This window comes from Fimbriimonas sp. LA-C6 (assembly GCF_055398105.1).
Window position 1 is genome coordinate 717,991 of the sequence record NZ_AP038796.1, and the last position, 13,566, is coordinate 731,556.

Here is a 13,566-nt window from a genome sequence, read left to right on the forward strand (position 1 = left end):
AACAATGGCTTCGCCACGCGAGAGTGAGTGGCACCACGTAGCAGCTGATCTGGGGAGTTCGGATTGGGTTCAGCTCAAGGCTTTTGTGGCTTACCATCGGATCGTGCTCCTGTTCTGTGGGATGGCTGCTTTGGTTTTTGGGGTGTTGTCAGTTGTCGGCGTTGCCTCTGGGATCCCCGCGGCTGGCTTGTTGATGTTTGTTCCTTTGATTTGTGTGGTTCGGGTAGCTGAGTTGGTTTATTCGAGTTTTGGGATTGTGGCGCGTGGCAATGACCTAACGATTCTTGAGAACCCGGATGATGTGACGCAGTGTCTCATTGAGGTGCGATACTCGCTTCAGGGAAAGCCGCTCGGTGCGGATCGGGGCGTTGCTTGGTTCGCGAATGATGCGCTGTGTTTTAACGGCTTTCGAAGTAGTTTTGTGATTGGTTCGCAGGATTTGAGCAGTTTGGGAAAGGGTGGCAGAGTGTGTCTAGGTCATCCGGCGGGTGTCTATGTTATTGATGTTAGGCCGCTGGTGTTTCAGTCGGACAGTCGAAAGCAATCGGTTGCGTTGTTTGAAGACAACTTGAAGCAGTTCTTGAGAAGTGGCGTACCGACTAGCAGTTAGCGGCAGTATCCGCCTAGTCATTCGGTTTACGCTGCGCCTCCCTTTGTTGATCGAGTGGTTTGATGCAGCAATATCAGAGCGAAAGTGAGTCACTTCGGCAGGAGTTCCGAACGGAGATAGCAAAACCGGGTGAGTGGTTCAATACAGAGCGAAGCGCCACTATACAACGGGATTTTCGAAAGTTGTGGTCGCATTGTGTGTATTCGACAGCAGCAATGGCTGCCGTATATGGCTTCTCGTTGATCTACTCGGTGCCTTTCGTTACCACGCTGTTTGGCATGTCATTGTGCCTGGGGCTCGCAACTGCCTATTCTCTCGCGGCTCTCGGTTTGCTTCATCTACGACGCAACAATCGCGTTCGGGAACTGGCCCGGATTAGTGAGGGTTTCAGCAGGACCGTTGAGATTGATATTGCTCAGGAAGGCATTATCACTGGCTCAGATATTGGTGAGATTTGGATTGAGAATAACGCGCTGCATTTTAGCGGCGAGCAGACTTCGTTCGTCCTTGGAGGACAGCAGATTTATCACGTACCAACGGTTACCAATCCGTCTCGGATTGGCAAGACGTGGTCACCACCGATCGGCCAATTGACCATAGGAATCTTGCATCCTTGCAGAAAAGTGACTCTTGTGCTGTCAGGATTTCGATCTAAGAGGGGGTCTCCATCTGAGTGGCAAGAGATTATTAAGTGGTCTGAGACGCGACCACCATCGTCTGCGCCGCTTCAGATGGTTCCCCTTCGTCTCAATCCAAAGATTGACCATTATGTGAGAGGGACCATCGTTGGCATTATCGCAGGCCAGGTGGGGATGTTCTTGTTTTTTTCGGCATTAAGAGGAACGCCGACTTTGATGGTGTTGGCTTCAGCTCTTCACCACAATGTGTGCTTTATTTTTCACTATCGAAGCTACAGGCGGCTGATGCGTGAGCTTGCTATTGAGGCTTTAGATCGCTAGGATTTCCGTCTTCCAGGTGGCGTAGGCTTCTTTGGCGGCTGCTATTTTGCCTGCTCGTTTGACGGCTTTGTCGCGGATGGGGACTTCTGGGTCTGGGAGTAGGCCCCAGTTGATGTTCATGGGGGCGAACTCTCGGGGGGTGTCGTCTTGTAGGTGGGCTACCAGGGAGCCGTATGCGCAGGCTCGGGGGGGGATGACTGGGTCTAGGCCTTTGTAGCGTCGGACGGCTTGGATGCCCGCATAGATTCCCATGGCAGCGCTTTCGACGTAGCCTTCGACGCCGGTGAGCTGACCGCTAACATAGACATTGGGGTGTTCTTTGAGCTCTAGGTCTGCCTGGAGGACTCGGGGGGCTTCGATGTAGGTGTTGCGGTGGATGACTCCGAAGCGAACGAACTCGGCGTTTTCCATTCCTGGGACCATTTGGAAGATGCGCTTTTGTTCGCCCCACTTGAGGCGGGTTTGGCAGGCTACGAGGCTGTAGAGGGTCTTCTCTTTGTTTTCGGGTCTGAGTTGGAGTGCTGCGTAGGGACGGCGGTCGGTGCGGGGGTCGGTTAGGCCGACTGGTTTAAAGTTTCCGAACGCCAGTGAGCGCTCGCCTTTTTCTGCGATGGCCTCGATGGGGGTGCAGCCGGAGAAGTATTTGATCTTCTCTAGGAGCTTCTCTTCTAGGCTTACTCCGTCGTTTTCTAGGTCTCGTTTACCGCCTGCTTCGAAGGCGTGGATGGGTGCTCGCTCGGCGGAGACGAGTGCGCGCACGAACTCGAAGTAGTTGTCTTTCTCAAAGGGGCAGTTTAGGTAGTCGTCGCCTTCGCCTTTGTCGTAACGGCTTTGGGCGAAGATGATGTCGCGGTTGAGGCTGCTGGCTTCGACGGTGGGACTGACGGCGTCGTAAAAGTAGAGGTGTGCTCTACCGGTCTTGTTGGCTAGCCACTCGGCGAGTTCTGGGGAGGTGAGGGGGCCGGTGGCGAGGATGAAGTATTCGCCTTTGGTGAGCATGTCCTCGGCCATCTGGGGGGTGAACTCTTCCCTTCTGAGGTCGATGAGGGGATGGAAGGCGAGCTTTTCGGTGATTGCTTTGCCGAACTCGTCGCGGTCAACTCCGAGGGCTTCGCCTGCGGGGACTTCGTGCTGGTAGGCGGTGGCGAGAACCACTGAGCCGAGTCCTTCCATCTCTGCCTTTAGCTGGCCTGCTGGAGAGGTTGGGAGTTTGGACTTGAGGGAGTTGGAGCAGACGAGCTCTGCTAAATATTGGGTGGTATGGGCTGGGGTGTTTCGAGTGGGTCGCATCTCGAAAAGCCGAACCTGAATGCCGCGTTCTGCGATTGCCCACGCAGCCTCAACGCCTGCGAAACCACCGCCGACAACCGTTATCACAGTTAAGAGTATGGCAGCGTTTCGGAGAGGCGAGCACCTAGGAAGTAGGCATAAAAAAAGGCCCGCTCCAGAATCTCTGGTGCGGGCAATTCATTATCTGGTCTGAAGTCACGGTTTGACTTCAGACTTATAGTTTCTACGATAACCGTGCCTCACATTGGAGGCTTAACGGATTTTAAGAATTCGGGCGACTAACATACTAACCGCGAATCAGTGAATGGGCTTCTTCGGGTGGTTGCCAAGGAACGATTGGTTCCATCCTGTTGCACATCTCTATGATCGTAGAGATATCTTCCCCACGCACGGAGTTCTGGTTGATCAGAGTCTTTCAGGACCGTGGTTGCTAACCAGTTTTTGAGCGGAATTGCAAATCCGGTTTTCGCTCGGTTGCTGATGAACTCTGGCAGAGCGGGTCTTGTCACCGCGCCCAGATCTTGTTTGCTTAGCATTGGGCCTTGCGCGCTTCCCATGAGCGGGAGCACACTTCTCCAGAGGTTGATGTCCACAAATGGGACTCGAATCTCGATGGAGTGGGCCATTCCTGCCCAATCCGAATCTCGGAGGAGTTGATTGCGCATATACCAACTTGTTTCCAGAGCGGAGATTTCGAGGAACTGATTTGAGTTGCCGTGAATGGTGGAGTTCATCTCTGGGATGAGGTTGAGTTCCTTTAGGCCCTGGGCGGCAAAGTCTGCGTCGAGAATGTCGGTTAGTTCCCAGGGCATATAGAGCGCTCTGCGAAGGAGGTAGGCGCTTGCGAGATCTCCCCCGTATTGAAGCAGGCCGGCTGACTTCGGCTTGCTGGACCGTTTTGCGATGGGCGCTGCCAGAGTTGTAAATGCTCTGCCCAAAGCGTTTCTGAATGGAACGCGTCCGATCTTGTTGATCAGGCCTGGGATCTGGTGGAAGGAGGGGTAGCCGCCGAGGAGTTCATCTCCGCCTAGACCCGATAGTCCGACGACCGCTCCACTGCGTGCCGCTGCCAGGCTGACAAAGTAGGTATTGATCCCATCGATGCTGGGCTGGTCCATGTTCGCCAGGATGTTATCGAAGGACGATTGGAAGTCTTCGATTGAGATGTAAATGGTGGAGTGTTTTGTGCCTAGTTCGGCAGCGAACTTCTCGGCCAAGGGTGCTTCGTCTAGATCCTTGCCTTTGAATTCTTCGAACGCGAGCGTGACTGTGTTGACTGGGCCGGCACTGGCTTCTACCGCGAGTGATGCGAGCGTTGTGGAATCGAGACCTGACGAGAGAAACACCGTGACCGGAACGTCGGAGAGAAGGTGGCACTTCACTGAGTCCAGGAGGCTTTCTCGGAAGAGTTCTTGACTCTCTTTCTGAGTGAGCTTGTTTTGCTGCTGTCCAAGCTTGGCGATTTCTCGCTCCATGCTGAGCCATTTTCCGTGTTCGAAGGTTCCTTCAAGATCGGCCCAGATGTAGCTGCCGGCTCCGATTGCCTTGATTCCCTTATAGAGTGTATGAGGCTCTGGGACGGATCCTAGGAGAAGGAAACCTACGTGGCCCGCTGGGTTGGGGCTAGTATCGATATTCTTGTGAGGAAAGAGTGCTTTTACCTGCGATGCGAAGTGAAGGCTCGAACCATCCCATGAGTAGTACAAAGGTTTTATTCCAAACGGATCCGTAGCGATAAAGAGGGCTTGCTTTTCGACATCCCATATCGCGAAAGCGAACATGCCTCTTAGATAGTTGAGCATTTCTCTGCCGTGCAGTTGGTAGAGATGTAGTAGGAGCTCAGTATCGCTTCCAGTCCTAAACTGAACTCCTTGGTTTTGCAGGTCCTTTTTGAGTTCTAGATAGTTATAGATTTCGCCATTGAAACTGACGATTAACCTGTCATTACTGCTAGCCATAGGCTGGTGGCCTAAGGAAGATGTATCGATGATAGAAAGGCGTCGATGGGCCAGCCCCACACATTCGTTTGGACTGATGTACAGGCCTTTATCATCTGGGCCTCTGACTGCCATCAGGTCGCGAGATTGGACCAGTGCGTCGACGTCTATTTTTCTGTTAACCTTCGAGGTAACTAATGATCCTGCTATGCCGCACATTCGAGATTTGAAACCACCTAATTCAAGTTGATGCCCAATACAAAATAATTTGGAAACAACAAGCAATTAGGTTCAAATCATCGTGCGAACAGAATCCTTGTGCAGCATAGTCGGCGCTCTCATTCCGACTATTTTTGCTACTCAGGAACGAGTCAGCGTCTTTTACGACTTCCCTTCCCACCATTATTTGGATTTTACGTTCGAGAACAGCTCTCGATCACACGAATCCGACATATGGTACCGCAGGCAATACAGATGAACCCTCTAGACGGCTGCATGACCTTCAAGAGTTCATCAATTTTTCCATTTTAGGTACTCAAAAAAGATGAGTATTAATCTTTTAGTGAAAAACCTTCACATTACTGACGCCTTAACACTATTCAAACAATTTTCAGATATCCGATCGAATCCGATAGCGAGTGCAAATGCTGTGTAAGAACGCAAGGCATATCCTGGTGAACCATCTCGATACCCATGTCTCGAAAGACTTGTTAGATCAGAGGAATATACAAAATAATGGCCACAAAGACATGAAATGGTCTTTGTGGCCTGAATTGGGGAAAAGAGCTTCCCCAATCGGTTTTGTCTAGTGAGTGGCTTCTAGCTTGAAGGCGATTGCATCACCGAGTTCGCTGGTGGATACCAGGCGAGCTCCTTTTTCGTAAACGTCCGGTGTTCTTAATCCGGCTTCTAGCGCATGTTCTACGGCCCGCTCGATTCTGTCGGCTTGTCGCTCGTCTCCAAATGAGTAGCGGAGGAGCATGGCAGCGCTTAGGATTGCAGCGATTGGGTTGGCTCTGCCCTGTCCGGCGATGTCTGGTGCTGAGCCGTGCACTGGCTCGTAGAGGCCGAAGGTCGAACCGCCCTGCTTGATGTCACCGAGAGATGCAGATGGCAGGAGTCCCAGTGAGCCGGTGAGCATGGAGGCTTCGTCAGAGAGGATGTCTCCGAACATGTTCTCCGTGAGGATTACATCGAACTGACCTGGGTCACGTACCAACTGCATGGCGCAGTTATCGACCAGCATGTGGGTGACTTTGACGTCGGGGTTCTGGGCGGATAGTTCTGAGACGACTTCTCGCCAGAGTCTGGAGGTTTCTAGAACGTTTACTTTGTCGACGCTGACGACTTCTTTGCGTCGTTTGCGGGCGATTTCGAAGGCTCGGAGGGTGATGCGCTCGATTTCGTGTCGGTGATAGACACATGTGTCGATGGCGGTATTGCCTTCATTGCTTCGTCCTCTTGGTTGACCGAAGTAGATGCCACCGGTTAGTTCTCGGACCACGACGAGGTCGAGCATGCCGTGGGTGCCTTTCAGCGGGCTTGCTTTGATGAGTGGCTTGAGAGTTTTTGCAGGCCGTACGTTTGCCCAGACATTGAGTTCTCTTCGAAGAGCGAGGAGGGCTCCGATCTCAGGGCGTAGCTCGGGTGGCTGAATTGCGTCGTACTTGGGGCCGCCAACAGCTCCGAAGAGCACCGCGTCGGCAGACTTGCAGAGTTCAAGGGTTGCAGGAGGGAGTGGGTGACCTGTGGCGTCGTAGGCTGCACCTCCGACTAGGGCTTCCTCAAATTCGAATTCGGCTCCCGTAGCCTTTAGGACTTTGACAGCTTCGGCAGTAACTTCTGGGCCAATTCCGTCGCCCGGCAAAACGGCGATTTTTCGCGGCATGGACTCAGATTATGGCGTGTTAGTGGCGTGCCGTGCGTCGTATCCAGAGGAATGTTGCGGTTGCGGGCAGAAATGCGGCCCCGGCGAGTGAACTGATGAGGAAGTAGGGATATTTGAGGACCATCAGTCCGATACCGCCTCCTAGGAATGTGAGGAGGATGTTGAGAATGCCTAGCAAGCAGCCATCGTGTTCTAGCCGTGTGGCTTTGCCAAGACGGTGTGCCGTGATGTAGTGGACGATGGCGAAACCGATCCACGAGATTCCGATCACCCAGTAGGCGCCTCCGTATGCGAGCCAGTTATTGTCCAAGAAGCCTCACCACTTGATAGATGATGCCGGATGGGAGGGATCAAATGCTGGTCCGGCGCGGTAGATTGAACTTGCCTCGTAATGTTACGCGGCAGATGGCGGCTTTGGCACGTCCGTTCAACGATAGGTGTTGGACTTTACGAAAGTGTTATGAACGAACTTCCCTCACAGCCTCGCGGACAGAATACGGTGAACCTGGTGACTTTGGGCGCTGGGGCTGGGTTGGGGATTCTTATTGGGTTGGCAATTGGATGGAACTTGCGCGGTGCGCAGATTTCTAAGTCGAACTTGGTGGCGGATACTTATGTGCCCATTCAGGCTCCTCTTCGTGCGCCGGAGGCTCCTGTTACCACGCCGAAGCCAGTTGAAGCAGCTAAATCTGGTACGACACCTGTTGCCAAGACCCCTCCCAACGATCCGAGTGTTTCTCGACTACCTATTCCTGGTCCGCTTCAGGGATCGCTGGAGCCTTTTCGTCCTGACTCTTCCGGTGTTCATGTGCCTGGGGGAGATCTTCACTCTGCGGAGGCGAAGATCCGGGTTTTGGTTTCGGATGCGGGTGGGCGGATTGTTTCTGCTGCGGACTCTGAGAGTAGTGGTGGGCCAAGCGGGCGGATTTTGTTGATTCGGATTGCCAAGGAGAAGAGTTCTTCGTTGGCGACGAAGATCCGGACGTCTATGGGGCCTATTGCTTCGGTCAGTGAGTCGTTTGATCCGGGGTTTGTGAACGTTCAGGATGACGTGACCGACGATGAGGTGGAGATCACCAAGAAGGAGGCGCAGGTTCTGGAGTTGAAGAAGAAGCGAACCGCTGCCCTGCGAGATTTCACCGATGACGCTCCGATTATTAAGGACCTTGATGAGGAGCTGAACAGAGCCACCAAGGAGCTTGCGGACATGAAGGTTCGATCGAAAAAGCTTAGTTACATCAACGTTACACTGCATTCCTAGTTACTGAAATGAAAATGATTCTTACCACTACTCTTCTCTCCGTCATCGCTGCCGGGGCTGTTGCCCAGACTGGCGAGCCTCTTCCGGCATCTCTGCAGGGTGTCAAGCGCATTGTTTGCCTTGGGGACAGCATCACTCAGGGTGGTGAGTCGAAAGGCGGCTATGTTTGGCTACTTCGCACTTATTTGAAGAACATCTATCCTGAGCAGGGGTTTGAGGTTTTGAACTCTGGGATTGGTGGGCATAAGTCGAACGACATGTTAGCCAGGTTCAAACGGGATGTTTTGGACAAGAAGCCTGACCTTGTGACGATTAGTGTGGGTGTGAACGACGTTTGGCACGGCTATACGGACTTTGACCATGGCTACGCGCCGATTCCTTCGGGGGATGGGCCTCGTCGGGTGCCGCTTGAGGCTTATATCAAGAATGTCGAAGCGATGGTGAGCCAGGCTGAGGCGGCTAAGATTCGTGTGGTGATGCTTTCGACGACGGTGATTTACGAGGATTTGAAGAGTTCTCCGAATCAGCGGTTGGTGAAGTACAATGCTGCGTTGCGGGACATTGCGAAGAAGCACCATGCGTTGTTCATCGACTTTCAGAAGCCGTTTAAGACTTTGATTTCGGATTATCAGCGCGTGACGGGTGGGCGGAACAACTTGCTTACCAGTGACGGTGTGCACATGAATGGCGCTGGGAATCAGGTGATGGCTCACACGATTTTGAGTGGGTTGGGTGTGAGTCCGGAGGCTCGGGCGAAGGTCCAAGAGGCTGTACAGAACGCTCACTAGAAGTTTTTGAAAGTTCTTTGAACGGTTTAAGTCCGGTCGGTCACCTATGCCTACAACAAGATGCGTTTAGCACGGAGTAGTGCCGGAAACCCGAAAGGGTGGGATATGGAGCAGATAGCCCGCGATCATTACGATGGGGTGTATCGGTTTTGTGCGCGTAGGATAGGGGTTGATCGGGCTGCGGATGCGGCTCAGGAGACTTTTCTGAGTGCTCAGAAGTCCATTTCGGGGTTCCGCGGCGAATCCAGTTTGAACACTTGGCTCATTGGGATTGCGCTCAACGAGTGTCGACGCATCGAGAGAAAGAACCGCATGGAAGTCTGTTCACTTGATGTTGAATTGGAGCACCCCAAGACTGCATCTGAATCTAAGATTGTGGATCGGGAGGCTCTTTCTCAGGCGATGAGTCGGTTGAGTGAAGAGCACCGTGAGGCTGTTTGGCTTCATGAGGTTGAGGGGTTAACTTACGAGGAGGCGGCTGTTGTTCTTGGGGTCCCTGTCGGGACGGTGAAGAGTCGGCTGCACCATGCGTTTATTAATTTGAGAAAGATGTTGTTCCCCGCCGATCTCGTTGTTGGGGAGGTGCAGGGGTGATGGATCCTCGCGAAAACCTTAAGGCATTTTTGGATGCCGAGCTCTCTCAGGAAGAGATGCGGGAGATGGAGGCGGCGCTTGCGGCTGACCCTGAGTTAGCTTCTGAAGCTGAGTTGTATCAAGCGATCTCTTCCTCTCTGCGGCATCACGCCGAGATTCCTGTGGAGGGTCTGGGCGATACGCTGAAGGCCCTCCAGAAGCGTCGTGGGAACTGGGTGTTTGGAAATCTCGGGTTCGCTTGGGGCTTGTCTCTTGCTACAGCTTCCGTTGTGATTGTTGGGGCGATTATTTTCCCTGTGTTTAGTCAGGCGAAGATGGCTGCGAAGACTGCGGCGTTTCGGCCGGATTCTGTGGAGCGTGAGGTTGCTTCGGCGAGTAAGAGTGCAACTGCGCCGTCTGCTGACTCTGTTATGGAAATGAAGTCTGAGAGGGCCACTGCGAAGGCAAGGAGTACCGAGACTTTTGGCTTGCCTGCAAAACGCTCACAGGAGTCTGCGAGCGTTTCTGGGGCTCAGGACTTCTATGGGCCGGACACAGTCAGCGTGAAATATGTAGACTTGGTGGAGGTACGTAGCCTCGAATTTGCCAAGAAGGCGAGTGGTTCTCTTGGGGTTCAGCCCTTGAAGGTGACTACCTTGGATGGGTATGTGGTCGCATTTTATGGGGTCAGTGCTCAGGAGCGGAGTCGAATCGCCGGGCGTCTTGCTGCACTGGGTCAAGACAGTGTGGTCAAACGGTCTGTCGACGATTTAGAGATCGACCGAAATTCGCTCAAAGAAGAGGGGTGGGAACCGCAGTTGTCGCCCAGTGCCCAGGAGATTTACGATAAGGAAACGACGGCGATGGCAACTGAGTCTTTAGTGCTGACGTTGAAACCTAATCAGCAATTGTTGAAGGTGATCTTCTACAAGCGTTAATCTGCGCAGGTAGGATCTAACCGTGCAGTGGCTCTATGACTTCGACCTGAACACCTTTCGGGCGATTAATGTGGGCTGGCACTCTTCCCTGCTGACGCCGATCTTCTGGGCGTTGAGCTATTCGGGTTTGGGGCAGGTTCAGTTTCTTCTGAGTGCGCTTCTACTGCGAAAGGAAGAGACTAAGAAGCTGGCCATCGCTTTGATGGTGACGATTCCGGTGACAGGGCTTCTACTGGCTCAGGCGGTGAAGAAGACTACTTTTCGCGATCGGCCCAGCAATTTGAGTGTCGCGTATGTGCTGGAAGATTTCCATTCGGAGAGTTTTCCTAGTGGGCACACCACGACGTCGTTTGCGGTTGCGACGATGATCTTGCTGTTTACTTGGAACACGCGGTATCGGTGGGTTGGGCCTTTGGCGATGGTTTGGGCGGCTCTGGTGGGGGTTAGCCGAGTGTATCGCGGCGTTCACTGGCCTACGGATGCCATGGCGGGTGCGTGTTTTGGAATGATGGGAAGCGCCCTCATCTACTGGCTGTTTCAGAGGAACGCTTCGGTTAAGGTCAAATCGTCGTGAAGACGCCCATGTCGCGGAATTTTTCGTAGCGGCGTGACTGGATTTCTTCTGGCGTTTGGATGCTTAGTTCGTCGAGGTGTCTTACCAGAGCTTCTCGAACGCTGGTTGTGACTTCGGCTAGGTCTCGATGTGCGCCGCCTTTTGGTTCTTCGATGATTTCATCGATGAGGCCGAGTTGGAGGGCGTCTTGCGCGGTGAGTTTCAGCGCCTTGGACGCGTCGGCTGCTCGCTCGGGTTGTCGCCATAGAATGGCTGCACAGCCTTCGGGTGGGATGACCGAGTAGACCGAGTGCTCTAGCATGAGGATTCGGCTGCTGGCTGCGATACCAAGCGCTCCGCCTGAGCCACCTTCGCCGATGACGACAGTGATGCTTGGGACGGTGAGCTCGAACATCTTGAACATTCCTGCTGCGATGGCTTCAGCGATTCCTCTGGATTCGCTTTCTACGCCTGGGTCTGCGGCGGGGGTGTCTACGAAGGTGATGACTGGGAGGCGGAACCGCTCCGCCATGTCGAAGAGCCGGATGGCTTTTCGGTAGCCCTCGGGCTTGGCCATTCCGAAGTTTCGATATTGACGATCTTGGATGTTACGGCCTTTTTGGTGACCGACGATCATCACTGGCTGACCTTCGAAGATGGCAGGGCCACCGACGATGGCGTGGTCTTGGTAGCCACGGCGGTCGCCGTCTAGTTCTACGAAGTTGCTGAAGAGCGCTTGAACGTAGTCTAGGGTGTAGGGACGGAGTTTGGCTCTTGCGACCAGCACTCGCTCCCAGGGGCCGAGGTTTGAGTAGACGACTTCGATGTATTCGTCGCGTTTCTTCTCAAACTCGATGACCTTGTCTTCAAGGCCTGCTCGCTTTGATGGGTCGGACTCTTTTTTGATCCGCTCCTTGAGCTTATCAATGCCCTCTTCGAGGATTCTTAAAGGTTCTTCCCACCCGTCGTGATTGTTAGCCATATGCCTTTTTAAGTCTCTCCGATTAAGGTTGGTTAGAGGGCGGCCTTGGAGCGTGCTCCGTGGCCGAGGGTCTTAACCAGGGTAGAAAGGGTCGAGCGCATCTCCTTACGCGGAACGATGCGATCGAGCATTCCGTGTGAGTAGACCCACTCTGCACTCTGAAAATTGTCTGGAACTCGGCTGACGCCAGCTTGCTTACTTACGCGTGCACCGGCGAAGCCGATGAGTGCTTTGGGTTCTGCAATGATGACGTCGGCGATGCTGGCATAGCTTGCAAGGACTCCTGCCATCGTTGGGTCTGTGAAGACTGCGATGTAGGGGACGCCTGCTTTGCTTGCTCGCTGTGCTGCTGCCGTGGTTTTTGCCATCTGCATGAGCGACAGGAGACCTTCCTGCATTCGCGCGCCTCCTGAGGCACAGAACACGATGGCTGGGCAGTTCATTTCTACTGCTCTTTCCAGTGTTCGTGTGACTTTCTCGCCTGCTACGGAGCCCATGGATCCGCCCATGAAGCTGAAGTCGGCTACGGCGACGGAAGTGAGGAGGCCATCGATCTGAGCGAATCCACTTAGCATGGAATCGTGCGCATCAGATTTGGAGATGGCAGCCTGTAGCTTCTGGTCGTATTCGGGAAAAGTGAGGGGGTCGAGCGATCTGAGATCGGCGTCCAGCTCTTCAAATGTCCCTGGGTCGAAAGTTAAATCGATACGCAGACGGGCGGGCAGGCGGCTATGGTGTCCGCAGTAAGGACAGACCCGCAAGTTCTGCTCGAAATCGACAGAAAACACGATTTTTTTGCAGCCGGCGCACTGCAAGAAGTTTTCCGTTCGGTTCGGCTCACGTTTGCTCAAGATGAGAAGGATACCGCGTAGGGGCTTTTAGGGACGGCAAATTTGACGTTTTGCTCAAAACGCAGCCGTCCCAGACTCTATTTTTAGTCGGCATTTGCCGAGTTTCGGGTGATGTGATGGTTCCAACCGCGTAGGACGAGGCGTTCGTTGGGGTGTTGAATTCCGTCTTCCACTCGGTCGTCACCGGAGTGCAATTGGACCAGGACCGTCTTTCTGGTGGCGTTTGAGCGGTTTGGCATGGAGCCGTGGATGGTGAAGTAGTGGAAGAAGACTACGTCTCCTGGTTCGGCTTCCAATGGGGTTGCTCCTTCGAGTGGGTATTGGGCGAGCAGCTCTGATTCGGCTGCGCCGTGGGTTCCGGCCACGCGGCCGAGTTTGTGGGTTCCAGGGTAGACGCGGAGGCAGCCCATCTCATCGGTGGCTGGGCTGACGTGGATGATGCCCGCCATCATGGTGTCTTTGATGGTTGGGAAGTAGTTCCAGTCTTGGTGCATGGGGAACGGCGCGCCTATTTCGGACGGCTTTTGGAAGAGTTTGGTGTGGTGGAGGACGATGTCTGGTCCGAGGATCGCTTCGGCGATGTCGAGGAATTTGTCGTTCATGAGCGCTCGGTGCCAGGCTGCTGAATACATCTGCACGTTATGCGTGTGGGTTACGACGGTGTTGCTCGCGCCGATGCGGTCCATTTCTGGCCCTGACCAGCGCGCATTGGTGACTTCCTGGGTGCTGGTGATCTGATTGACGATTCGATTGAAGTCTTGTTCGAGCTCTTTTACTTCTTCTGGGGAGAAGACAGCCTTTGCGATGTAGTAACCGTTTTCGGAAAATTCGCTATGGATTTTCGATGCGCTATCATTGTGCAAAACACTTGTCATAATCAACTCTGTTGTAGACATAATGAGCTACTCGATTGGCATTCTCCAACTAAATAAACCG

At 53.5% G+C, this 13,566-nt stretch carries 14 protein-coding genes; 7 read left to right on the forward strand and 7 right to left on the reverse strand.

Features of this window, described 5'->3' with window-relative positions; genetic code table 11:
* Window positions 1-4 precede the first annotated feature (4 nt).
* Entirely contained in the window at window positions 5-610 is a 606-nt protein-coding gene (locus ACZ51B_RS03385) for a hypothetical protein (RefSeq protein WP_464295824.1), read from the forward strand.
* Between the two features lie 215 nt (window positions 611-825).
* Window positions 826-1,569: a hypothetical protein gene (locus ACZ51B_RS03390; protein WP_464295825.1), complete on the forward strand. Its 744-nt coding sequence runs from the start codon at window positions 826-828 to the stop codon at window positions 1,567-1,569.
* Here the strand turns inward: ACZ51B_RS03390 and trmFO are convergent.
* The 4 genes from trmFO to ACZ51B_RS03410 all read right to left on the reverse strand — a co-directional run bounded on the left by trmFO (window position 1,558) and on the right by ACZ51B_RS03410 (window position 6,994).
* On the reverse strand, window positions 1,558-2,946 hold the full coding sequence (gene trmFO, locus ACZ51B_RS03395; RefSeq protein ID WP_464295826.1) for a methylenetetrahydrofolate--tRNA-(uracil(54)-C(5))-methyltransferase (FADH(2)-oxidizing) TrmFO: 1,389 nt from the start codon (window positions 2,944-2,946) through the stop codon (window positions 1,558-1,560). The genes ACZ51B_RS03390 and trmFO overlap by 12 nt on opposite strands.
* 191 nt (window positions 2,947-3,137) lie before the next feature.
* A complete protein-coding gene (gene asnB, locus ACZ51B_RS03400; protein WP_464295827.1) occupies window positions 3,138-5,015 on the reverse strand; it encodes an asparagine synthase (glutamine-hydrolyzing) in 1,878 nt (625 codons plus the stop codon).
* A 586-nt stretch (window positions 5,016-5,601) separates the two neighbouring features.
* Window positions 5,602-6,684, reverse strand: a complete 1,083-nt coding sequence (gene leuB, locus ACZ51B_RS03405; protein ID WP_464295828.1) for a 3-isopropylmalate dehydrogenase — start codon at window positions 6,682-6,684, stop codon at window positions 5,602-5,604.
* A 19-nt stretch (window positions 6,685-6,703) separates the two neighbouring features.
* Window positions 6,704-6,994 carry a hypothetical protein gene (locus ACZ51B_RS03410; RefSeq protein WP_464295829.1) on the reverse strand — a complete coding sequence of 97 codons (291 nt, stop codon included), beginning with the start codon at window positions 6,992-6,994 and terminating at the stop codon, window positions 6,704-6,706.
* A 150-nt stretch (window positions 6,995-7,144) separates the two neighbouring features.
* On the opposite strand from ACZ51B_RS03410, the gene ACZ51B_RS03415 reads away from it, so the two are divergent.
* From ACZ51B_RS03415 to ACZ51B_RS03435, 5 genes are read left to right on the forward strand one after another with little or no spacing between them, the layout of a single operon-like run.
* A complete protein-coding gene (locus ACZ51B_RS03415; protein WP_464295830.1) occupies window positions 7,145-7,945 on the forward strand; it encodes a hypothetical protein in 801 nt (266 codons plus the stop codon).
* An 8-nt stretch (window positions 7,946-7,953) separates the two neighbouring features.
* The gene (locus ACZ51B_RS03420) at window positions 7,954-8,733 is read left to right on the forward strand and encodes an SGNH/GDSL hydrolase family protein (RefSeq protein WP_464295831.1); all 780 of its coding nucleotides are present in this window, start codon (window positions 7,954-7,956) and stop codon (window positions 8,731-8,733) included.
* Window positions 8,734-8,793: 60 nt separating this feature from the next.
* A complete protein-coding gene (locus ACZ51B_RS03425) occupies window positions 8,794-9,327 on the forward strand; it encodes an RNA polymerase sigma factor (protein ID WP_464295832.1) in 534 nt (177 codons plus the stop codon).
* Window positions 9,327-10,244, forward strand: a complete 918-nt coding sequence (locus ACZ51B_RS03430) for an anti-sigma factor family protein (protein ID WP_464295833.1) — start codon at window positions 9,327-9,329, stop codon at window positions 10,242-10,244. Before ACZ51B_RS03425 ends, ACZ51B_RS03430 begins: the two co-directional genes overlap by 1 nt.
* Before the next feature lie 22 nt (window positions 10,245-10,266).
* Window positions 10,267-10,818 (forward strand): phosphatase PAP2 family protein, encoded by a 552-nt coding sequence (locus ACZ51B_RS03435; protein WP_464295834.1) that lies wholly within the window; start codon window positions 10,267-10,269, stop codon window positions 10,816-10,818.
* Here ACZ51B_RS03435 and ACZ51B_RS03440 read toward each other — a convergent pair.
* From ACZ51B_RS03440 to ACZ51B_RS03450, 3 genes are all read right to left on the reverse strand, one after another.
* The gene (locus ACZ51B_RS03440; RefSeq protein WP_464295835.1) at window positions 10,805-11,779 is read right to left on the reverse strand and encodes an acetyl-CoA carboxylase carboxyltransferase subunit alpha; all 975 of its coding nucleotides are present in this window, start codon (window positions 11,777-11,779) and stop codon (window positions 10,805-10,807) included. The genes ACZ51B_RS03435 and ACZ51B_RS03440 overlap by 14 nt on opposite strands.
* A 32-nt stretch (window positions 11,780-11,811) precedes the next feature.
* Window positions 11,812-12,630 (reverse strand): acetyl-CoA carboxylase carboxyltransferase subunit beta, encoded by an 819-nt coding sequence (locus ACZ51B_RS03445; protein ID WP_464295836.1) that lies wholly within the window; start codon window positions 12,628-12,630, stop codon window positions 11,812-11,814.
* Window positions 12,631-12,713: 83 nt separating this feature from the next.
* A complete protein-coding gene (locus ACZ51B_RS03450; protein ID WP_464295837.1) occupies window positions 12,714-13,505 on the reverse strand; it encodes a phytanoyl-CoA dioxygenase family protein in 792 nt (263 codons plus the stop codon).
* Window positions 13,506-13,566 lie beyond the last annotated feature (61 nt).

What these genes read in the sequence shown, in the direction of transcription:
- ACZ51B_RS03385 (WP_464295824.1), top strand. Translation starts at nt 5, where the DNA reads ATGGCTTCGCCACGCGAGAGTGAGTGGCACCACGTAGCAGCTGATCTG.
- ACZ51B_RS03390 (WP_464295825.1), top strand. Translation starts at nt 826, where the DNA reads ATGGCTGCCGTATATGGCTTCTCGTTGATCTACTCGGTGCCTTTCGTT.
- asnB (WP_464295827.1), bottom strand. Translation starts at nt 5,015, where the DNA reads ATGTGCGGCATAGCAGGATCATTAGTTACCTCGAAGGTTAACAGAAAA.
- leuB (WP_464295828.1), bottom strand. Translation starts at nt 6,684, where the DNA reads ATGCCGCGAAAAATCGCCGTTTTGCCGGGCGACGGAATTGGCCCAGAA.
- ACZ51B_RS03415 (WP_464295830.1), top strand. Translation starts at nt 7,145, where the DNA reads ATGAACGAACTTCCCTCACAGCCTCGCGGACAGAATACGGTGAACCTG.
- ACZ51B_RS03420 (WP_464295831.1), top strand. Translation starts at nt 7,954, where the DNA reads ATGAAAATGATTCTTACCACTACTCTTCTCTCCGTCATCGCTGCCGGG.
- ACZ51B_RS03425 (WP_464295832.1), top strand. Translation starts at nt 8,794, where the DNA reads ATGCGTTTAGCACGGAGTAGTGCCGGAAACCCGAAAGGGTGGGATATG.
- ACZ51B_RS03430 (WP_464295833.1), top strand. Translation starts at nt 9,327, where the DNA reads ATGGATCCTCGCGAAAACCTTAAGGCATTTTTGGATGCCGAGCTCTCT.
- ACZ51B_RS03440 (WP_464295835.1), bottom strand. Translation starts at nt 11,779, where the DNA reads ATGGCTAACAATCACGACGGGTGGGAAGAACCTTTAAGAATCCTCGAA.
- ACZ51B_RS03450 (WP_464295837.1), bottom strand. Translation starts at nt 13,505, where the DNA reads ATGACAAGTGTTTTGCACAATGATAGCGCATCGAAAATCCATAGCGAA.